The 21279-nt window shown below is 44.0% G+C and carries 23 protein-coding genes; 6 read left to right on the forward strand and 17 right to left on the reverse strand.

Annotated elements, in window-relative coordinates; genetic code table 11:
- Positions 1 to 84: 84 nt before the first annotated feature.
- Positions 85 to 411 (reverse strand): YnfA family protein, encoded by a 327-nt coding sequence (locus AC5ELV_RS07685; protein WP_023989398.1) that lies wholly within the window; start codon positions 409 to 411, stop codon positions 85 to 87.
- Positions 412 to 879: 468 nt separating this feature from the next.
- Between AC5ELV_RS07685 and AC5ELV_RS07690 the strand changes: the two genes are divergently transcribed.
- Positions 880 to 1158 carry a hypothetical protein gene (locus AC5ELV_RS07690; RefSeq protein WP_493429739.1) on the forward strand — a complete coding sequence of 93 codons (279 nt, stop codon included), beginning with the start codon at positions 880 to 882 and terminating at the stop codon, positions 1156 to 1158.
- A 31-nt stretch (positions 1159 to 1189) separates the two neighbouring features.
- Positions 1190 to 2221 carry a glycosyl hydrolase gene (locus AC5ELV_RS07695; protein ID WP_493429740.1) on the forward strand — a complete coding sequence of 344 codons (1032 nt, stop codon included), beginning with the start codon at positions 1190 to 1192 and terminating at the stop codon, positions 2219 to 2221.
- Positions 2222 to 2292: 71 nt separating this feature from the next.
- Here AC5ELV_RS07695 and AC5ELV_RS07700 read toward each other — a convergent pair whose 3' ends face one another.
- The 6 genes from AC5ELV_RS07700 to AC5ELV_RS07725 form a co-directional block, all read right to left on the reverse strand.
- Entirely contained in the window at positions 2293 to 2508 is a 216-nt protein-coding gene (locus AC5ELV_RS07700) for a hypothetical protein (protein ID WP_013311038.1), read from the reverse strand.
- Between the two features lie 187 nt (positions 2509 to 2695).
- Positions 2696 to 3799 (reverse strand): glycerol dehydrogenase, encoded by a 1104-nt coding sequence (locus AC5ELV_RS07705; protein ID WP_493429741.1) that lies wholly within the window; start codon positions 3797 to 3799, stop codon positions 2696 to 2698.
- Positions 3800 to 3929: 130 nt separating this feature from the next.
- On the reverse strand, positions 3930 to 4481 hold the full coding sequence (locus tag AC5ELV_RS07710) for a GNAT family N-acetyltransferase (RefSeq protein WP_493429869.1): 552 nt from the start codon (positions 4479 to 4481) through the stop codon (positions 3930 to 3932).
- A gap of 202 nt (positions 4482 to 4683) precedes the next feature.
- Complete coding sequence (locus AC5ELV_RS07715) at positions 4684 to 5670, reverse strand: ketoacyl-ACP synthase III (RefSeq protein ID WP_493429742.1); 987 nt, start codon at positions 5668 to 5670, stop codon at positions 4684 to 4686.
- Between the two features lie 31 nt (positions 5671 to 5701).
- Entirely contained in the window at positions 5702 to 6052 is a 351-nt protein-coding gene (locus tag AC5ELV_RS07720) for a hypothetical protein (RefSeq protein WP_493429743.1), read from the reverse strand.
- A gap of 184 nt (positions 6053 to 6236) precedes the next feature.
- Complete coding sequence (locus AC5ELV_RS07725; protein ID WP_071641696.1) at positions 6237 to 6890, reverse strand: cell wall hydrolase; 654 nt, start codon at positions 6888 to 6890, stop codon at positions 6237 to 6239.
- Between the two features lie 457 nt (positions 6891 to 7347).
- Here AC5ELV_RS07725 and AC5ELV_RS07730 point away from each other — a divergent pair, with 457 nt between their 5' ends.
- Positions 7348 to 8013, forward strand: a complete 666-nt coding sequence (locus AC5ELV_RS07730; protein WP_493429744.1) for a cupin domain-containing protein — start codon at positions 7348 to 7350, stop codon at positions 8011 to 8013.
- A gap of 112 nt (positions 8014 to 8125) precedes the next feature.
- Complete coding sequence (locus tag AC5ELV_RS07735; protein WP_493429745.1) at positions 8126 to 8356, forward strand: hypothetical protein; 231 nt, start codon at positions 8126 to 8128, stop codon at positions 8354 to 8356.
- 189 nt (positions 8357 to 8545) lie between these two features.
- On the opposite strand, the gene AC5ELV_RS07740 is transcribed toward AC5ELV_RS07735, so the two are convergent.
- Complete coding sequence (locus tag AC5ELV_RS07740) at positions 8546 to 8674, reverse strand: hypothetical protein (protein ID WP_013371969.1); 129 nt, start codon at positions 8672 to 8674, stop codon at positions 8546 to 8548.
- Between the two features lie 168 nt (positions 8675 to 8842).
- On the opposite strand from AC5ELV_RS07740, the gene AC5ELV_RS07745 reads away from it, so the two are divergent.
- On the forward strand, positions 8843 to 9109 hold the full coding sequence (locus AC5ELV_RS07745) for a DUF2642 domain-containing protein (RefSeq protein WP_025719729.1): 267 nt from the start codon (positions 8843 to 8845) through the stop codon (positions 9107 to 9109).
- Between the two features lie 71 nt (positions 9110 to 9180).
- On the opposite strand, the gene AC5ELV_RS07750 is transcribed toward AC5ELV_RS07745, so the two are convergent.
- Together AC5ELV_RS07750 and AC5ELV_RS07755 are read right to left on the reverse strand one after the other, a co-directional pair.
- A complete protein-coding gene (locus AC5ELV_RS07750; protein WP_493429746.1) occupies positions 9181 to 10725 on the reverse strand; it encodes a GH25 family lysozyme in 1545 nt (514 codons plus the stop codon).
- A 239-nt stretch (positions 10726 to 10964) separates the two neighbouring features.
- Positions 10965 to 11990: a YeiH family protein gene (locus tag AC5ELV_RS07755; protein WP_493429747.1), complete on the reverse strand. Its 1026-nt coding sequence runs from the start codon at positions 11988 to 11990 to the stop codon at positions 10965 to 10967.
- A 118-nt stretch (positions 11991 to 12108) separates the two neighbouring features.
- Between AC5ELV_RS07755 and AC5ELV_RS07760 the strand changes: the two genes are divergently transcribed.
- A complete protein-coding gene (locus AC5ELV_RS07760) occupies positions 12109 to 12996 on the forward strand; it encodes a LysR family transcriptional regulator (protein ID WP_493429748.1) in 888 nt (295 codons plus the stop codon).
- 64 nt (positions 12997 to 13060) lie between these two features.
- Here the strand turns inward: AC5ELV_RS07760 and AC5ELV_RS07765 are convergent, their stop codons facing one another.
- From AC5ELV_RS07765 to AC5ELV_RS07795, 7 genes are all read right to left on the reverse strand, one after another.
- Positions 13061 to 14638 (reverse strand): glycoside hydrolase family 43 protein, encoded by a 1578-nt coding sequence (locus AC5ELV_RS07765; protein WP_493429749.1) that lies wholly within the window; start codon positions 14636 to 14638, stop codon positions 13061 to 13063.
- A gap of 16 nt (positions 14639 to 14654) precedes the next feature.
- A complete protein-coding gene (locus AC5ELV_RS07770) occupies positions 14655 to 15611 on the reverse strand; it encodes a pectinesterase family protein (RefSeq protein WP_493429750.1) in 957 nt (318 codons plus the stop codon).
- A 25-nt stretch (positions 15612 to 15636) separates the two neighbouring features.
- On the reverse strand, positions 15637 to 16521 hold the full coding sequence (locus tag AC5ELV_RS07775) for a dienelactone hydrolase family protein (protein ID WP_493429751.1): 885 nt from the start codon (positions 16519 to 16521) through the stop codon (positions 15637 to 15639).
- Positions 16522 to 16544: 23 nt separating this feature from the next.
- Positions 16545 to 17906, reverse strand: coding sequence for a glycoside hydrolase family 28 protein (locus tag AC5ELV_RS07780; RefSeq protein ID WP_493429752.1), 1362 nt, complete (start codon positions 17904 to 17906; stop codon positions 16545 to 16547).
- A 172-nt stretch (positions 17907 to 18078) separates the two neighbouring features.
- Positions 18079 to 19599 (reverse strand): extracellular solute-binding protein, encoded by a 1521-nt coding sequence (locus tag AC5ELV_RS07785; protein WP_493429753.1) that lies wholly within the window; start codon positions 19597 to 19599, stop codon positions 18079 to 18081.
- A 28-nt stretch (positions 19600 to 19627) separates the two neighbouring features.
- Positions 19628 to 20251, reverse strand: coding sequence for a YesL family protein (locus tag AC5ELV_RS07790; protein WP_013311055.1), 624 nt, complete (start codon positions 20249 to 20251; stop codon positions 19628 to 19630).
- A gap of 21 nt (positions 20252 to 20272) precedes the next feature.
- Complete coding sequence (locus tag AC5ELV_RS07795) at positions 20273 to 21232, reverse strand: ABC transporter permease (protein WP_493429754.1); 960 nt, start codon at positions 21230 to 21232, stop codon at positions 20273 to 20275.
- Between the last annotated feature and the right edge of the window lie 47 nt (positions 21233 to 21279).

The raw sequence follows: 21279 nt of genomic DNA on the forward strand, positions 1-21279 counted from the left end.
CTTAAGTTCTATTTCGGAATATGAAGCTTATTTTTGTAGACCTATAGTCATGTTTTTAAAAATAAAAAAGGGTTTTTCGTCCTATCATCCTGATCGTGGAAACAGGATTACAGCTATACCGACTAAACAAATCAATCCACCAATGAAATCGTACAAGTCAGGTGTCTTTTTATCAATCCACCAGCCCCATGCAATGGAAAGAACAATAAAGACACCGCCGTACGCTGCATATACACGCCCAAAGGAGGAGAACACTTGAAAGGTAGCAATGATTCCATATACAGCCAAAATCACTCCGCCGCAAAGTCCGACATACCATGTCTTCCCTTCCCGCAGCCACTGCCAAATCAAGTATCCTCCTCCAATTTCAGCGATGCCAGCCAATATAAAAAGTAAAGCTGCCTTTAACACCATTTCACATCCCTAATTCTTCAAATTCTTTTCGGTTTTTTTGGATATCTCATTAGAGCACTCGACCTAAAATGATAATCAATGCAATCACGCCAACCAGAATCAGCAGGTTTCATAGGAGTACCTCCTTTTCAATCCACTTTAATCATACCAAACTTTTCCGTCGATTTCGCGTTGCTTTTATGCATATACTTACCACATATTTCTGATTGCATCTTCATATATGTGAAGTGTACATCCATATGTCAATATTTCGCTGAATATAAAGTATGATGTCGAATCAAGGTAGAGTGGGTATTTAGACGTCTTTCATTGCAGGACGGTAGTTATGGTATAATTTAGTCAACTTGTTCAAGATCGTAACCAGCGCTCAATTGTTTACTCAACTTGTATTAAATTCACATCCAAGAATCCACATCCCGGTTACAACCTGCATTATCTGTTTGTAAACCCAGGAGGAGGATACCGATGTCCCCAATCTTTATAGCAAGTTTAATGATAATGGGCATATTTTTATTTCAGGCAGCCATCGTTCTCGGCATCATACATTGGATTTCGAAACACACCCAACGTCCAGCACAAACCAAAATGTATCTTACAATGGGTTTGCTCGTTGTAATTTTAGGCTTCCTTGTATGGGACAACTGGATACACTCACAGGAATTCAATGGATGGGCCACGATTAGTCTGCTGGTGATTATTATTAGCGCCTATATACAGCTTAGAAAACAAAAAGAAAAATACTAATCCCATTACCATGCATCAAAGGAGGAGCGCCATGAAATCTCACTCAACACGCTTTTGGTTACAGAGGGTGCTACTGCTAATGCTTGTTTTACTCTTCAGCGGCTCTCAGCAATCATTCATTGTTGCCGATGCCGCCCCGCCAATTAATGTTCAGGCCTCTACCAAAGCCAAGCAATTACTTGCCTACCTATCTAATGTACCGGATGATATGCTAATTTCCGGGCAGCATGATTACTTAGAGGCACCGGATGAACAAAATAACAAGCTACAACAAATCAGCGGACAATACGCAGGACTTCACGGCTATGAGTTTGGAGGATTGGCTAATCAGTCACGTACGGCCCTACGAGAGCAACGTCAGCGTGTTGTGACTAGTGCTATCCAATGGAGTGAGGACGGCGGAATCGTAGCTGTTACCTTCCATCAGGCGCTACCAGGCAAACCCAAAACGTGGAAAAACGTACAAGCAAAAATTACTCAAGATGAATTTAATCGTTACATCACGCCGGGTACCCCGCAATATAAACAACTGATCGCCGATCTGGATGAGGTGGCTCTATCCCTTAAGACCTTACGAGACGCAGATGTGCCTGTTTTATGGAGACCCTATCATGAAATGAACGGCAACTGGTTTTGGTGGGGGAACAAGCAAAATTACGCTAAGTTATGGAATCTAATGTATGATCGGTTCACTCATGTCCATCATCTGGATAACCTATTGTGGGTGTGGAGTCCCAATGCCCCAAACGCATATAGCACTCCCTATAATCTTTCCTTCCCAGGTATTAACCGGGTAGATATTCTTGCAGCTGATATCTATAATAATGATTACAAATTCTCCTACTACACCGAATTGCTAAAGCTTGCGCAGGGCAAACCTATGGGAATCGGAGAAAGTGATATTCTGCCGAGTGCGAAGGTGCTGCAAAATCAGCCAGCCTGGGCCTATGCTATGACATGGGGAAAGGAACTGTCGGCAACCAATTCACAAGCAGCAATCAGACATTTTATGAACCAAAATAATATTATCACACGAGACCTTCTTCATGAGTCCCTTCGCTGAAAGAAAAAAGCTTCCACTTTGCTTTAGGAGCAAAGTGGAAGCTTTTTTATACCAAATCCAAATAAAGCTCTCTAACTATTTCTGATAACTTCTTCAAGATCAATATCGGCATACGCCTCTTCACCAAGATGTACGGATACAATGGTGTAGATCCGCTTGGACAATCTAGACATCAGCCGATCACCCGGTGCTACAGAATATTCTTCCCGATAATCTCCAATTTTGTGAAAACCGCTGGACATATGGATGTACAAGTTGCCCCTACGTGTTTTACCATGCACCAACATCAAATCTCCTCCTGCTGTGTAACCAACCTAATTTCCCTGTTACATGTATATCGGTCAGAACAAGATAGGATATAAGTCCCTGGTATCCTTCTTTCGTTTCACATGTTAGTGCACGTACACGAAACGGGTCTGCCAGTGATGTGACAGACCCGTTTTTGTAAACCCATTTTCGTGATTTAGGAAAAAACTATTCTTGATAGGATTCTGCTATTGCATTCGCTGCAATGATTGCATTGTACACGTCAGCAGGACTAACCGGGAACGGCATGTTAACCATTGTATCATTCGATGCACAAGCAGCTTCAGCCACTTGGCGCCATTCAGCCTCAACAAATTCCTCTACACCCAAGTCACGAAGCGTCAATGGAAGGCCTACATCCTTAACCAGTTTAATCACGGTTTCCAGTTCTTCTTTCGGTGCATTTTCCAGCACTAGCTGGGTTAACAAACCGAATGTGACTTTCTCACCATGCTGTGCTTTATGAAGCGAAGGAACAGCCGTCATACCATTATGAATGGCGTGTGCTGCTGCCAATCCACCTGATTCTGCACCAACACCGCTCAGATAAATGGTAGCTTCAATCGTATCCTCCACCGCACGAGTATATACTTTACGATCTACAGCGCGTTTGGCCTTCACAGCATTTTCCAGCAACGTATCATAACAAAGACGAGCAAGTCCCAGCCCTGTAGTGGAAGGCTTGTTCAGAACCAGGTTATCCCCGTTGGCCTGATAGCAAGCACGAGCTTCAAAATAAGTGGCCAGTGCATCACCGATTCCAGCTGCAAAGAAACGTGCAGGCGCTGCTGCCAGAATGCCTGTATCCGCCAGTACAACGTCTGGATTAGTAGGCAGGAACAGATATTCATCAAAAGAGCCATCTTTTTTGTATATAACCGCAAGCGCGGTACAAGGAGCATCTGTAGAAGCAATCGTTGGGAAAATAACAACAGGCAGCTTTTCATAATAAGCCGTTGCCTTGGCGGTATCCAATGTTTTTCCCCCGCCAATCCCTACAATAATGTTCGAACCATGTTTACGCACCAATTCGCGGTTACGATCAATCTCTTCTTTTGTACATTCATATTGGAATTTCTCGAAGACCACTTGGTTACCAGCTGCTTCAATTGAAGCGCCTGCCTCCTTTTGGGCCCTTTCAAGTATGAACTCATCGCAAATAACAAAGGCTTTATCGCCATAATCCTTAATATAGTCATTTAACGACGAGAGTAGATTTTGTCCAGAAATAAATTTCTTGGGTGAAGTGACGGACCTTACAACGTTTGCCATGTAAATTCCTCCTCAGCTTTGACTCATACTCAAATTAATAATGATTTGGGCATGTGACCCCTTAACTATAAACCTCTTTTCACGTTATTAAAAGGCTTATTATGGAATATTTTATGAACAAATTGTGTATCTATTGAAATTGAACAGTCGAGCTCCATTCAGAATACAGGATACCCATCATGATACGATCGTAACTGTTGCCATCACGAAGAACAGCGGAACGAACTCTACCCTCAAGCTGGAACCCCGCCTTCTCATAAGTTCGGATCGCTTGTGTATTGTACTCAATCACATCCAAGCCGACCCGATTCAAATTGAGCTCATAAAACGCATAACGAAGAATGAGCCGTACCGCTTCTGCCCCAAAGCCCTTGCCGCGGTAGTCCGTATTACCTATACCTATTGCCAGCTGTCCGCTGCGATTATTCCACTCAATCCCGTGGATAGCAACAAATCCGATCAAGACATCATCTGCCAATGTTCTTAATCGAAAATAGACCTCGTTAGATCTGGGAGATCCTTCTGACTCCATCTGTTTCAATGTGTAAGGAAGCGCTAAATCCGTATCTACATTTCGCAGATACTTCGCATCCTCACCCCATTTGAACATCACTTCGGCATCTTCCTCCCTGACTGCGGCCAGTTTTATTCGTTCCCCATAAAATAAATTTTCGATCTTAATGACCCTTCAGCTCCTATTATGAATTGTGTGCCATGTTTTCCGTCATAATTGTCATGCTATCCGATGTCCGCAATATAAGCTCTCCCTTTTAATTCAATGTTTAAATTTTACAAAATAATCAAACATAACACAACCAAATCATTACAATTGTCATTGTGCGACACACAAAAAAAGACCTTGCAGCTGCAAGGTCTTCGCATAACTAATATTTAAACAACATAGCAACCAGTTGATATCCGGCTCCAATCGTCCAGAACAGCACATAATCACCGCGCCGGATACGACCCGATTCAACACCTTCATATAGAGCAATGAACGGGCTACTGGTACCTGTGTAACCATATCGATCACCCACATAGATCATTTGGGCATCCTCTAGCTCCAAGTGATCCTGAATCTTTAATACATTTGCCAACGAGAACTGAGACAGACAATAAGCCCGTACATCCTGAGGCGTCAGCCCATTCTTTTTTAAAATGCGTTCAAGCAGATCAAATGTTGGAGGCAAGGCCATATTGGCGTCGAATGGAAGCCACTGAATATATTTTCCGGGGGCGTTCCTTTGGAGTGTTGCCGCTAACCCCTGAGCCGGGTACAAAATTTTATCTATATTGACTGGGTCCGTAAAATACATCGAATCTATAAATCCGGTGTCTTCTTCTGTACGCTCCAAAATAGCCGCACATGCAGCATCTCCATAGTTCGCATAAGTAATCTCATCCTCCGGACCGGAAATGAGTGAATTATAATCCGAACCGATGATAAGCGCTGTCCGCACGTCAGGATTAGATAACATCGACCGACTGGCTTGATCAACAGCGACTGTCATCCCTGCACAATTCGCGTTGGAATCCATCACAGCCACATCATGTCTGGCCCCAATCGCATGGTGAACAAATAAGGCATTCATCGGAAACAGTGACTCAGGAACTTGAGTGGAAAACACGATCATATCCACGTCACGGCCTGTCATACCAGCCTGTTCCAGAGCTTTTTGCGCAGCCGCAATTCCCATTGTTAAACCGTTTTCGCTCGGGTCATCAATGATATAACGCTGTTTTCTACCCATATGCTCCATGAAGCGCCGAATATCTTTGCCCCGCTCGTCAAAATGGCGAACATAGTATTCGTTATCCAATGAATGGGACGGATGGTACACACCCAGTGCTTTTATTTTGATATGGCTCATCAGGCTTCCCCCTTACACATACGTCAGCGCATTATTGTACAACAATATCTACGTTGTTTAATCCTGCTTCGCGTGCTACTCGACCAAGCTGCATTTTAATAATGGTTTGTTGAAGGCTGATACCAAAGATTACTTTGGCAAATCCAGTTTCTTTATAACGTACAAATGAGCCCTTCAATTTTTCCACTTCTCCCGGACCCAAAAGTGCCATCTGGGTACAATCTACCTTGAGTGTAAAGCTAGACGCCTGAATGGATGAGGTTTTGGCTACATAATCTTTTACAAAGCTATTATACTCCTCCTGGCTAAAAACTCCATTCACCGCCATATGTACCGTTTTCATGGCTTGATCTACTTCGATAGTGTAAGGATGTTGACTCATTTTAGAAAGACTCCTTTAATTTCATTTTTTTGTCTATTAAGAGTATCGGAATAATAGGTAGAATTTTTAAGATTAAATCAGTTAAATCACCACTAAAATATTACAAATTTGCGAATATAAAAAACCGTCACTGCTTCTGGAAGAAGCAACTGACGGCTAGAAATTTGCGTATTCTCATGTGAAATTAATTCGTAAACGTATGGCGACCGAGTGAGATGACAGCCGGGCGACTTTTACTCCATTTGGCTGTGGCAATGGCCGGGTTGTAATAAAACAAGGACCCATTGGTGGGATCAGCACCATTAAGTGCCTGTCTGGCTGCACGGTAAGCAGTCTTGTTGGGTTTCAGGCGGTATTGTCCATCCTGTACAGCGGTGAATTGGCCAGGCTGCAAAATAACGTCCGGGATCGAGCTTGGAAACTCGCCGGACTGAACACGGTTTAATACGACAGCGCCAACAGCCACTTGACCTTCAAACGATTCTCCGCGCGCCTCAGAATAAATGATACGAGCCAGTTGATCCAGCGCGGTTACGCGCACTTCTCCGAAGGATTCCAGCTTGGCTTGTGTAGCCGCTCCGGCTACTCCATCAGGTGTCAGACCGTTATCCCGTTGAAAACGAGCCACCGCTTTACTGGTCAGAGAACCATAGTACCCAGTAAACCCGGCTTTGAAATAACCGAGCGAATGAAGCTGCTGTTGAAGCTCCAGCACCCGTTCGCTTTGAACCCCTTTCTTCAAAGCTGACGATTGTGCTTGTGCTTGTCCTGGTGCGACTGACAATACAGTACCTAACATACATGCGCAGGACAGGATTAAAATAGATAATTTTTTCATATTCCAGACAACCTCCTCTTCCATGTTCTGTCCGGTGCAACCATTCCGGCCTGTACAACTCAGGGACGTTTATCCGATGATGTTTCTTATGACATAACTTATGCCTAGCTGCAGAAATGACGCGTGGCTACATACGAAATGGGACAATCATGCTTTCACACGTCCGTTGCAGTATACCACAAGCCGCATTTACGTATCATCCGGCTCTGGTCCTAAGACTACCTAAGCAAATAAAACGCCATCCCTAGAGGGATGACGTGTATTAAAAGCAATGGATCATGTTCTGACCACACTTGAATACGTGACTTTTTTCGCTATTTTTCGCTTTAACTTGGCCGGGACCGGAGCCTGATTTCTATGAATTCAGATCACATTTCCGCGCACACATACATGGGCGTATGCATAGGGTAGCGTACGATCCTCAAATTTCGAATAACAGAAAGGCAGGAAACGACGCGTGAATTCATATATGGATTACACCTCTCCTACTGTACAATTCACCTATGATTTAAGTGATAATGTTTTGTTTCAGAAGGATGCTCAAAACTCGATCAACGAGCTGTCGATCCAGCAGCTGAATACATTGGCAAATGTATCGCTGCTGGATATTCGCCTTAGCACAGCTAATGTTGTGGAGCCTCACTATCACCAAAATGCCACAGAACTGGTATACTGCATCTCTGGAGCAGTAACCGTGTCACTGATTAACCCCTTCACCCTCGAGTTGCGACATTTTCCGATCACACCTGGTCAAGTGGCTAACGTTCCTCAGGGATGGTGGCATTATCTGGTCGCCACGATGGACAGCACTCATTTGTTGACCATTTTTAATGCTCCGACCCCTGAATTTATACTGGGCTCCGACATTTTGCGACTAACGCCAAGTAATATTCTGGCTCATACTTACTGCCTGAATGAGAATAAGATTCAGGAAGCACTCTCCCCTATTAAAAAGCCTGTCATCATCGGTCCCCCCAATGACTGCAAGCAGCAGCCGCCCCGAAAACCTGGGATACATGTAAGGCTTGCCGATACTTCAGCATATCCTCAGGCAGCCCCCCAAAAAGGTTACGCTTATACCCATGGATATCCTGGCTTCTCTTTTAATCCCTATCAAGAATAGGCTAACTCTAGTTAGGCTTTAAGTTTGAGGGAATACCTTTTCCCTGTATGTTCGCCGTTACCATAAGACCGTCCCTCTCATAAAATGCCAATGTATAAGAGGGGGTGATGGAATGGACGCTTATTACAACTGTTTGAACTGCATGAATAAAAAGGTGCGTATTCTCACCATTGACGGAAAACAGTACGAAGGAACCATTACGGATGTGGATCGTAATAATGTGTACTTAAAAACAGAACGGAACGGACGTGTACAAACGTCAGCCTTTTATCCTGGCTACGGGTATGGTGATCAAATCTTAACTTTGAGCCTGTTCACCCTGCTGGCGATTGCGTTAATTTAATCCCTGATCCATTGTCCGTTCCTGTCTATAAATGCCAATGTACCTCAAATGACAGCTGCCCAGCCCGGCACAGTTTGTGTAGGGCTTGTACGCTGTTATTTGAGGTGTTTTATCATACGTTCCATCCTCTAAAACACTTAACCCCCCATCGGTTATATACCGATGGGGGGTTAAGCTACTCATTTCAATTTAAACCCATAAAGACTTAGTAATGATAACAAGCAAAATGAACAGTACCAGGATAGCTCCTGTCGATGTCCATACTCCTGGGTAGCCCCCTACTGAACCGCCGCCACAACCTCTTTCACATTCACTCATGGTCATTGCCTCCTTCAATTCAAGGTACAACATAGCTTATGTATTGAGCTTTCCTATGGACCGGGCTTTTCGGCAATGTTATGAATGTTTTCGCTGATGGGCATTAGCCTACACCTTTCCTAGGCAGGAGCATAGGATAACACAACTAATCTTGAAGGAGTGAAGCAATTGAATTCAAATCAAATGCTCAATTACAACGTTAATCAACCTTTTCCTCACCATCCTACCTCTCACCACGTCGTGGTGCACCCTGTAGATCCATACGTCGTAGAAACATTAAAATCGGTGATCGGCAAGTACGTTGTACTTGAGACAACACGTGGCAGAATTGATGGATGCGTTGTTGATTGTAAGCCCGACCATGTCATTTTAGATGTATACGGAAAAAAATTCTTTGTTCGAATCAGCGAAATCGTATGGATCATGCCCAACTAAACAAATCAGACATTAAAAATCCTCGCAGATCCCGTTCCGGATTCGCGAGGATTGATCATGATATGATTTTGCTAATCGAGCTCTCCTGCCAGTGAAGCCCGGAGTTCATCTATCGTTCCGTTGTATTCATCCAAATCGACTTGGCCTCGAATACCCGGAACACTGCCTGTGCTACTGTACTGCCAAGCCCACCAGTTATTCCAAGCTGGAACCGCGGTCGGCTTTTGCGTAGTGCTGTATCGGGCTACCCACAGTTTATACATAGAAAATGTAGGATCAAACTTGGAAGCAAAGACATTACCCGTGTATACGATCGGCTGACGCCCGGTAAGCCTCTCCATTTCATCCAAAAAGGCATGAGCCACTTCGTTAATTTGTGCAGGTGTAAGACCTTTGGGGTTATTTTCATAGTCCATCACAGGGGGCAGATCCAGCCTGCCTCCTGCTGAATCTATAGCCCTGGCAAAATTAGCTGCTTCCTGACGAGCTCCATCCGCGGTAGTAGCATTCAAAAAGTGGTAAGCGCCAACCAAGATGTTAGCATCTCTGGCACCCTGTACATTTGTCAAAAATTGATTATCTTGATATTTTGTGCCCTCTGTAGCTTTAATAAAAGCAAATGTTTTACCTGCCGCTGCCACTTGCTGCCAATCAATATTGCCATTATAGTGTGAGACGTCAATTCCTTGCGCATGTCCATCAGAAGAAATCGCAGGTACAACAGGTATGGTAGGTATAACGTCCTCGGTAGTTGATGGTTCCTCCCTTTCCTGATCCAACGCTATAACCACCTTACCATCATCCGCATTGAGTACATGAAAGGGTGTACTCTGATTAAGATCGACCACGATGCGTACCGAGGCTGGGTTTGTACTAAACATGGAGTATCTTACTTGGGAAACATCTGGATCTTCTGTGACTGGAAAACTTCCTTGTCCACCATTGTTAAATGATTGCGATGCTGGAAATTCCTCAGCAAACTTTGTATCCGATATGTCTACAACAATACGGTCTGTATGAGTCAACGTGGTTACTTTGGGGGTTACTTTTCCATTAACAGTTATAGTTAATTGGTGATTAGCGAAGCTAATTTGGTTTATAGCCGTGCGCGCACTCTCTTTAGGATTACTTACAGCTGGAGTAGCAGTATGATCATGAGTGGACTCGCTATTGCGGCTTGAAGTAGGCGGAGTCGTCAGGAACACAGTTTTAAGCTCGTTGTTCCAGGCCACATCAATCCCTGTCTGTTCGGACACAAAGCGAAGCGGAACATAAGTCGTCCCCTCTCTAAGCAAAGGAGCTACAGCCAATCCCATTTGATGATCATTGACCGAGGCTATGGGATTGTTGACCTGAAGACTGAGGTTAAGATTTTGCTTATGTATAGTTATGGTCCCTGTCTTGGACTCCCAATTCACGCTATAACCCAATTCCTCTACAATGAGACGGAGTGGAACCAGTATATTCCCCTTTACTTCTTGAATCTGAACACCTTTGCCAACACTTATATCTTTACCATCCAACTGAAGATGTGAACTCGAAGATGCAGCATGACTTTCTCCTGGAAATGCTAGTAGAAACAGAAACAAAAAAGCAAATAAACAAATTTTCTTCATTATGTACCCTACCATTCTCTATATTTTCGCTTATGAAATTCTTGCACTCTATGATTCTCAGGACCTCTATTTTGATAGACGCGAATCATATGTAAAAAGTTACGATTGATTTAGTACATATTTCAGTCTTATCATACAAAAGTACTAAAAAACCCTGCCAGCTATACAGCAAGCAGAGCTTTTTCCAGTTTTATTAATCTAGTTTACTAGCAATCTTATCACAAACGAATACTTCATGTTCAAACCGTTAAAAATGTTAAACCTATAAGAATGATCGAGGTAACAGACAGTACCAGTAGGGGAAGCATTGCTTTCTCCCACAAAGCCTTAAAGCTCACATTCAGCCCCATGCCTACCATAGCCATCGTTAACATAAAGGTGGTAACTTGAGAAATTCCGTTCGTCAGACTAGATGGAACTACAATATATTTTCCAAAAACATAGCTACCCACAATACTTGTAGCCATAAAGCCGATGAGGAACCAGGGGAACTCCACTTTAGCGTCTGTACGAATTTTTCCGGTTCGTTTCATCCAATACATTAAAACAAAGCTGAGCGGTATGAGTAAGAAAACACGCCCCAGTTTGGCTAATAAGCCCATTGCAAGTGCATCCTGTCCGGCAGGTGCTGCAGCTAAGGCCACATGTGCAATTTCATGTAAACTGATGCCCGACCAGATCCCAAATTGCATATCCGTCAAAGGAAGCCAGGGTCGAAGCACGGTAAACAAAATGGCAAATATCGTACCAACCAAGGCAATGAGTCCTACTCCTATGGCTGTATCCTCATCTTTGGATTTTAACAAGGGAGAAACCGCTGCAATCGCCGCTGCACCGCAAACTCCTGTTCCAATACCAAGAAGAAGCGAAAGCGAAGCATCTGCCTTGAATCGTTTTGCCAGCCAAACCGTAAAAAAGATGGAAAATACAACGGTGCCCACATCACGCAAAAGTAAACCCAGTCCATGATGAATGACAACATCCATATTCAGCTTCAGCCCAAATAGCACAATCGCTCCACGTAGTATTTTCTTTGCTGAAAACTCAACCCCCGAGCGCACAGCTTCAGGGTATCCCCACAACTGTCGGTACAGAATAGCGAGAAACATGGCACAAGCCAATGGACCTACATAATGAAAGCCTGGCAATTCGTTCAGATCGTAGCCTGCCAAAGCAAATAACATCGTGAGGATAATGCCAGATATACGCTGGAATAATCGCCCTCTGTTCGAAAATAATTTGGTATGTTGTGTATGACTGTTCATGGTGAACCCCTCCAATTCTACATGCATACAGCTTAATATGTTTTTTGTCATAAGAAAAATAAATCATTATAATAATGATAATAAGTAAATAGATATGATGGATTTGGAGGAATGGGCTTTGGACCAATCTTTAATCGTATTTGTTAGGGTAGCGGAGAAACAAAACTTCACACGAGCTGCCGAGGTATTACACATGACCCAACCTGCGGTAAGTCAATATATTCAAACGCTGGAACGTAGCGTAGGAACCCGCCTCCTAGACCGTAGTAATAAATATGTGCGCTTAACCAAAGCAGGTGAAATTGTGTATCATCATGCCCAGAAGATTATCCGTCTCCATACACGGATGCAATATTTGGTGGACGAGCTGATACATACGGCAAAAGGAAACCTGTCTATCGGCGCAAGCTACACGTATGGCGAATATGTACTACCGCATGTGATTGCGCAAATGAGAACCCAGTATCCACTCATTCAGCCCTCCATTACCATCGGCAATACATTGGAAATTGAAAAACTCGTAATCCATAATCAACTGGATGTAGGCATTATCGAAGGAGAATTTCAGCATGACCATCTACACATTGAATCATTTGCTGATGATAGAATGTATATCGTCGTTCCGCAAAATCATCGTTTGGCTGGTAAATCTCAAGTGGATATAAATGAGCTGCATGAGGACATCTGGATTCTGCGGGAAGAAGGCTCTGGAACCCGGGAAGCGGCTGAAAAGATGTTTGCACGGCTTCGGTTCTCCCCTTCTCATATGATGAATTTTGGCAGTACACAGATCATCAAAGAGTCTGTAGAGGCAGGCTTGGGGATTTCTTTGCTGTCCCAATGGGTCATTCAGAAGGAACTTGCTCTGGGAACATTAAAAGTACTGGATATTCGTAATCTTCCGGTCATTCGAAAATTCTCCTTCCTAACTCCTTCTTCGACATTTGAGACGAAAGCATGCACCACTTTTTTGGAGATTTTGCGAAGTTATAATGTGAAAAGGTAAAGTGCAGAACCAACGAAAAAAGCACCCATAAAGGTGCTTTCAACATTAATCATTATAATATTTTTTATGAGGAAAGATGATCCATACCATGATATAAGAAATGAGAAAAATCAGCGTAACTTCCTTGGAATTGTTGCATATCATGAGCAGCAATACCTACAAAATTCCCTGTAAAACCACCGGATAAAAAGCTGATATCCTGCATTTCAAAAAGCCGCTTCCAAGCAGGTTTGTCTCCGACTCCATAATAAAATTGCCCGTGGGATGCATGGACTTCCACAGCTAAATGTATAGGAAGATCGTCCTGAAGCGTAATCGCTTGGGGAACTAAAGTAAATGTGTTGGCTTCACATCGCATCATGCGCAATACCTTCCCTTGTCCCTCTTCATAGCTAACATACGTATACAAATAATCCTCTTCATTGAGATACAGTAAAAGTCCCGCCATTTGCAAATAACTGGCTGGCTGATACTCCAGTGCTGTTTCTACCCGGAAATGATGATCCGTTTGCCGAATGGCAAGCACGTGATGCTGGAACAGACTTTGAATGGATTCTCCAGCCAGAATGCGAAGGTAGCCTGGGCGCTGACTTAATGAACACCAGCTCTCGTTAGCCAGGATACGCAATGTGTTCCACGTTTTGTCAAGTGTGGGGCCCTCGAAAAAGTCTTCGAAAATATACTCCTGCTGCTCTTGCTTAACCGAAATTGTCCCTTGAGGTGCAGGCACCTCCAATTGAGGCGTATGGCCCCCCGCGGTTAATCGCAGCCAGCCTTCATCATTCCAGTATACTTGCTGCAAGGCTGTTTCCCGTCCTAAAATGGCATATTTCCCCTCTACCGGACGTGTGCATAAATGAGCCATGTACCATTCGCCGTCCGGTGTTTGTACAAGACTGCCATGTCCTGCGCATTGTAACGGGAAATCCTGTCGATCACGTGATGTAAGCATTGGGTTGTGCGGGTCTACTTCATATGGTCCGGATATCTGCTTCGAGCGTGCCACGGTAACGGCATGCCCCGTACCCGTTCCGCCTTCCGCTGTAACAAGATAGTAATAACCGTTATGCTTGTAGATGTGAGGCGCTTCTGTTTTCTTCAAAGGAGTACAATCAAAGATTTTAACAGGCTCGCCAATAAGCTGTTGTTGCTTGCTATCATACTCCTGCATGACTATGCCTGAAGATTTATTGCTTTCCAACATGCGGTAATCCCACAATGCGTTCAACAGCCATTTGCGTCCGTCCTCATCATGAAATAAAGACGGATCAAATCCGCTACTATTAAGATAAACAGGTTCCGACCACGGTCCGTGGATCGTAGGCGCCGTCATCACAAAATTATGAACGTCCTTGAACGGACGCTTGGTGCTTTTTACATCCGTATAGAGCAGATAAAAAAGGTCATCTGCATAGCTAAGCTGCGGTGCCCAAATGCTGCAATTTTTAGGATTGCCTCTTAAGTCAACCTGATCGGTCAAAATATCTGTGCAGTGCTCCCAATGGGCCAAATCTTTGGACTGGTACACCCGTACTCCAGGCAGCCACTCAAATGATGACACCACAATATAGTAAGTATCCAGGGCTCGTGTAATACACGGATCGGGATTAAAGCCTTTTAATATGGGATTTTGGATCATCATGAGACCTCACTTCTCCTTACTTCCAAAATGTGACTTCATCAAAAACCTGTTCCTTGCTCCATGCTTTTGTTCCCGCTTCAAAACAATCCGCCCACGGAACACGCTGCTTACGTAATGCAGCAACTTCATCGTGTCCGTTATATTCCTGATAACAGACCGTTTTCTCGTTCGCGACATTGTCCCAATTGTCCCAACCACGTGGGTCAATATGAGCGCCCATTTTACAATCGACAAATACGGTCTTGGCATATTCCCGCCACGGACGCCCCAAAAAAACCGGGGTAATATCAGGCTCTGCAGTTAGGTAGCAATGGTTGAATACATAACCATACGCTTGTCCTTGTGGAGTAGAAGCGGCTGTGACGTAGCTCGTTTGGTTTTCATGATGGCGTAAACTGCAAATTTCACAATCTTCAAAATACGCGGTAGCCCCACCAAAAATAAAGTCCACCGTACCCTCTATATAACAATGCTGATAAAGCTGCCGATAGTGCCTATGATGCTCCTTCAAATGGATTCCACCAAACTGGAGTCGTTCTTTCGGTGCAGGAGGTAGAGGGCCTGTAAATAAAGTATCCTGGTACCCTTTAAAGGTACAGTTTCTAAAGATCGTTTCATCACAATGAGCATATACCGCAACGGCCTGCCCAATGGCTTCTCCTTGTCCCGCTGTGTTGGAAATCGTGAGATTTTCCAAGATCAGATGGCTACCACCTAAAAATAAAGTGGGTGTCGCAAAGGTCCCGATTTCCTCGCCTGCTTCATCCCGCTCCTTGGCATACCGATTCATTCGAATCTCTACCTGCCCGATGCCTATAATATGAAGATATGAACGATAAATTCGTACCTCTTCCTCATAAGTACCTGATAAAATAGTTAGCGTTTCCATTTCGTTGGAAGCCGACTGCTCCAATACAGCAATCGCCTCCTGAATCGTATGGAAATCACAAAAGGATTCTTTTCCAACTAGCATGGTTACCCCGATCCCTTCATTTGATTTACAGGTGTTCAGCTAAAAATAACTGCCATGCCGTTCGCATTTCCAACGTCTCCATATGTCCACCGCCTGCAATCACAGGCTGCCAATGCTCTGGGTGGCCTGCCTCCTGGTAAGCTTCCAGCAACCCTTTTGCCAAATGCTCGACTCCTTCAATAGGACACATCCGGTCATTTTGACCTGTTATACTCATCCGTGGACGAGGTACGATCCGCTTTTGAATATCCAGGGTGGTAAAATGCTTCAGCAAGCCGGGGACATAGGAATAAAAGCCATGATGGTCCAATCCCCTTTTAGCGATTAGCGTATGGGAATCTACCTGTCCACAAATATCAACCGTGACCTGTATCCGTTCATCTAACGCAGCCATCCACCATGCCATGAGTCCGCCCATCGACATACCGATTGTTGCGATACGGGAAGCATCAATGTCTTCACGCTGGCACATATAATCCACCAAACGACGGTTATCATACAGCATCATGCCCCACAGCACTTGGCCCTGCCAGAGCATTTCCTTTACCAGCTCGCTCTCGGTTTTGCCCCCACGTTCATTGAAGCCCCACATGTCAATGCAGCATACGCAGTACCCCATGTCTGTCAGGGTGGTAGCAAACGAGGGCTGCTGCAAGTAAGAGCTGCTATGGAGCAGTTCCTTGCGTCCGTTCGTATAATTGCCTCCGTGCGAATGGTTAAAAACGACCAATGGAAACGGACCGTTCCCTTGTAAGGGTGTAGCTACATAAGCGGGTACAGACTCGACCCCGTTCAAGTCGAGCAGGAGACACTCCAGTCGATATCCCTCACGCTCTTCTTGATTCAGCAGAGTTGCCGTTATAGGGCGATCTGCCGGAAGGTCTCCTAACAATGCTTGCAACTTATCCACGTTGTACCTCCTTTCATGCTCTCCTAATTCATCATATTTTGTTCAGAAGGTTGTATCGTTACTTGTTCTATCAGCTTTTCGGGCTGAGCTGTATTCTTCGAATGACAACGATTGATTTCAACATCTTCTCCATTTTCAATGTAAAAGGCAGGACCTTCATGATTCTCAATCGTCACATGTTGAAAACGAATATCCCTCACGTTACCTAGATAAAAACCACGGTTGTTCATATCTTCGATCCCTGTCATCATGGCAGGACGACCGGGAATTGCATTTTTATCCATAGAAATATCAATATTGGAAAATGTAATTTCAGCAATATATTGTTCTGCCAGTCCGTATAAGAATCCAGCAGCCGCATGAACCTGTCGTGCCGTAATATCGGAAAAATGGATTCGTCTAAAGCACGGGGTTTCATCGGTAATCGGATAGGGATTTTTGTCCCACACATATTTGTCTTTGCCCCGAGGACCGCAGAAATAATAAAGGTTCAGAATAAATGGACAAATTACATCTTCCATCACAATGTTGCTGACGCGAATATCCTCAATGGTTCCGCCACGTCCTCGTCTGGATTTCAGACGTATGCCCCGATCTGTTTGCTTGAACACGCAATTGCTGATCGTAACATTACGAATATCACCACTCATTTCGCTTCCCAGTACGACTGCGCCATGTCCATGCACCATCGTACAGTTGGTAATCGTAATATTTTCACATGGAATTCGCTCTTGTGTATCTTCAGTTCCTGCTTTGATCGCAATACAATCATCGCCCACATCTATATTGCAGTTGCTAATACGAACATTGGAACAGGATTCAGGATTAATGCCATCCGTATTGGGGGAGTCCGCCGGGTTAAGAATGGACAAATTATCAATCGTAACGTTATAGCAAGCGATGGGGTTTACAGTCCAACTAGGGGAATTTTTTAACATAACATCTTTAATGGTAACCCGCTGACAACGGTCAAAGCTGATTAATTTGGGTCTCGGATACTGCAACTCCTCTGGATGATTCCGGTGCTTTTCCCACCACGGTTGACCATTTCCGTCCAGCGTTCCACTACCTGTAACTGAAATATTCTCAAGGTGCTGCCCATAAATGCATGACGCATGTACTTCCCGCTGAACGCCTTCCCATCTGGATTCTACTATAGGATAATCAGCCAGATCCGTACTGAAGGACAGAATTGCGCCAGGGCTTACATGCAGCTCAATGTTACTTTTCAGAAAGATAGCACCTGTCAGAAACGTCCCGGACGGAACAAAAACGGTTCCTCCTCCAGCATTGCTGGCCGCTTCAATGGCAGCCGCAATCGCTCCCGTAGCCAGCGTCGTGCCATCCTGAACTGCTCCATAATCTACAATGTTATACAATTGCATTTCGTTCTCTCCTGTCTTTTTTTTTGTGAATACGAAAATGATTTATAGACTGGACTTGAAAATACACTAGAAAACGGAGTAGGCGGAATGGTGCTGGACAAGTGTCAGCGATGATAAGCACCATCCGCCTGCGTAGTGGCAATTCATGTACACTAATGTTCAACCTATATCTTTATTTTTTCGTTTTCTTATACGCTTCCTCATACTCAGCAGTAATCCGTGATCCACCAGAGTTTTTCCAGTTTTCTACGGCTGCTTTAAATCCGGCTTCGTCAAGCTCACCCATAATAAATTTGAAGGAGGCGTCGGTAATGATTTTCTCCAGCTCTGTTCCTTGCTCATTAGCGGTGACTGAATCCAGTGGCACGGTCGGGTCCAGAACAGCAAATTCATTATTTTCTCGGACTAATTCATTAGCCAGTTCCTTTTCTGGATTGGCATCTTTTAAGTTATAAGTCACTTCACTTGGTCTGGAGCTTGAAAACGGCTGAACATCTGCTTGCCACAAATCAGTATTTGTAATTTTGAAGGCTCCATCTTTTTCGATTTTATAATGAGTGCCTTCAATACCGCCGGTCATATACATATATACATCTTTGTCAATTAAATCATCTACAAATTGCAGCAGTCTCTTCAACTCAGCTTCCGTTTTGACTTCAGATTTCGGAAATGCCAGCAAACCTCCTACCCCGCTTCCTTCAGACCATACATGGTATTTACCATCTCCGTTTGAAATCTTGTTAACCGGTACCAGCTTCAGCCCTTTTTGCAAGCCTTGGGACAAGGTTCTGAGGTTAGAAATATCGATCATGCCTGTATAAATACCTGCTTTACCCTGTGCAAATTGTTGCTGCTGATCCGTTTTAGCAGTTACAGCAAAGTCTTTAGAGAGATATCCGTTTTTGTATAATTTATTGGAATACTTTAAGGTCTCCAAATATTGAGGAGTATCAAATTCTGGCGTAAACTTTCCGCTTTCATCTACTTTCCAGCCATTAGGTGTGCCAAAATAGGAGCTTAAAGTTTTGAAGCTGCTATAGCGTAGATCCGATCTGTCAACAAACCCAGTCGTATCATTCTTTCCATTTCCATCCGGATCATCTTCTGTAAACGCTCTCGCAACTTCATACAGCTCATCCAGTGTCGTTGGCACCTTCAGTCCTAAGCGATCCAGCCAATCCTGGCGAATGACCAGACCCGCCCGAGCCAGATTCTTCTGGAATGGAACGCCATACAGTACCCCTTCAATGGATGCGGCTTCCCGAACTTCAGGCGGGATTTTTTTCAAATTTTCATAATCATCCAAATACTTTCCTACATCCCAGAATAGCCCTGATTTCAATGAACTTCGTACTGAAGAATTTGTCATCATCGTCAGCGTTACCATATCGGCCAACTCGCCAGATGCAAGCGCGGTAGTGATTCTCTCTTCTTTGGAAGCGTCAGGCACCCAATTGAACGTGATTTTAGAATTGGTGTATTCTTCAATTTTGCTTTTGATCGTTTCTGTAGGCGGAGAAGCTGTATGCAATACGTTTAACCAGGTAAATTCCAGTTTGGACTTCGGATCATAGGTTTGACCGCTTTGATCCTCAGCTCCCTTGTCACCGCAAGCAGCTAAAAAAACACTCATGACCATTAGTATAGCAAGAAGGCCCGATACTCCCTTTTTCGTTGTGATTCCCTTTTTCATCGTGTTTGCTCCTTTTCTGTTTATATATTTATGCCATATCTTCCTCTTTCACCAGAACCTCTCGCTCTATTTTGCTGAACACCTGATGCGTCATCCACATCACGAGATAACCCATAATACTTGCTCCGGCAAAAGTTAGAATTCCTGGGTACAAGCCTAGAATCAATGCAAATAGCACGACAATGGCTACAAAAAGAACAAGCGTGTATTGTAAATACGAAAATCCAATCACGATCGACATTTTGACCTTCAGTCTGATGCCTTTCCAATCATAGTGAGCCAGCAACGGAAAAATGTAGGCCAAAGAGATGAGATACAAAAAGGCTCCAATAAGCGTCACCACACGAACATACCAGGACGAGACGTTGACGATATCCACGTAGAGCACGTAACCCACAAGGCTGTAAAGCCCGCCAATGATGGCTGCTTCTTTAAAGCTTTCTCTAAAGTAACGTACAAACGTCGAGAAAATGGCGACTTCCTCATTGCCCCGAATCCACTGCCTTAAAATACTAAGCATAGCAACGGTTGCAGGCCCAACGCCTATAAAACCCAAGCCCAGAATCGTCGCAACTGTCCAAAGCAAGTTAAGGTAGACCAGGCGCAGCAGGCGCATGCACCATTTGTTCATGTTTTCTACAAACCGTACCATTTTGCATCCTTCCCGTCGTCATTAGTAAACGCCGTCTTCACCAAATTTCTTGGCCAGTCGATTGGAGCCCATAATCAGGATTAAACCTACCACACCTTTAAAAAGTCCTACCGTCGTACTGAAACTTAATTGTCCATTCTTTAAGCCCGCAGTATAAATGTAGGTGTCAAAGATTTCGGCAACCTCGCGGTTTAATGAGTTCAATAGCAGATACATATGCTCAAAGCCCAAATCCAACGTGCTACCGATTTTCAAAATTAACAATGTAATAATGACTGGGCGGATCGCAGGCAAGGTAACGTGCCATGTCTTTCTGAGGCGTCCAGCGCCGTCCATCTCTGCTGCCTCATACAATTGCGTATCTACCACTGTAATCGCAGATAGATAAATGATAGTAGACCAGCCGAGTTCCTTCCAAATCACTTGCCCGATGTAGACCGTTCGCAGCCATTGCGGAGAAGTTAAAAAGCTGATCTTCTCACCGCCCAGCGCAGCAATCATTTCATTCAGCACTCCACCGTCTACGGTTAGGAATACATAAGAAATCGAAACAATGATAACCCATGACATAAAGTGCGGGATGTAGATGATGGTTTGAATAATGTTTTTAAAAAACATCTTCCTAACCTCGTTCAGCATAAGCGCCAAAATGATGGGCAATGGAAAAAAGATTACAATGTTCAATGCAAACAAAACCAGCGTATTGCGAAGCAGCATAAAAAACGTAGGCTCGGTAAACAAACGAATAAAATGCTTCATGCCTACCCATGGACTGCCTGTGATTCCTTGAAAAGCTTGATAATCCTGAAACGCAATCACCAATCCCCCCATAGGAAAGTACTTAAAAATAATGAAGTACACCAGTCCGGGCAAAACCATTAGATAGAGCAGCTTGTGTTTCTGCATTCGTAAAAGGCTTTCCGTCGTTCTTTTGCTCTTTTTCATTTTCATGTTTGGTGCGGGGACACTTGAAACTTTCATTAGTTCGACCTCCTTCAAACGTTCCTGTATACGTTTTCAAGAGTACG

This window comes from Paenibacillus sp. NMA1017, from assembly GCF_058895805.1.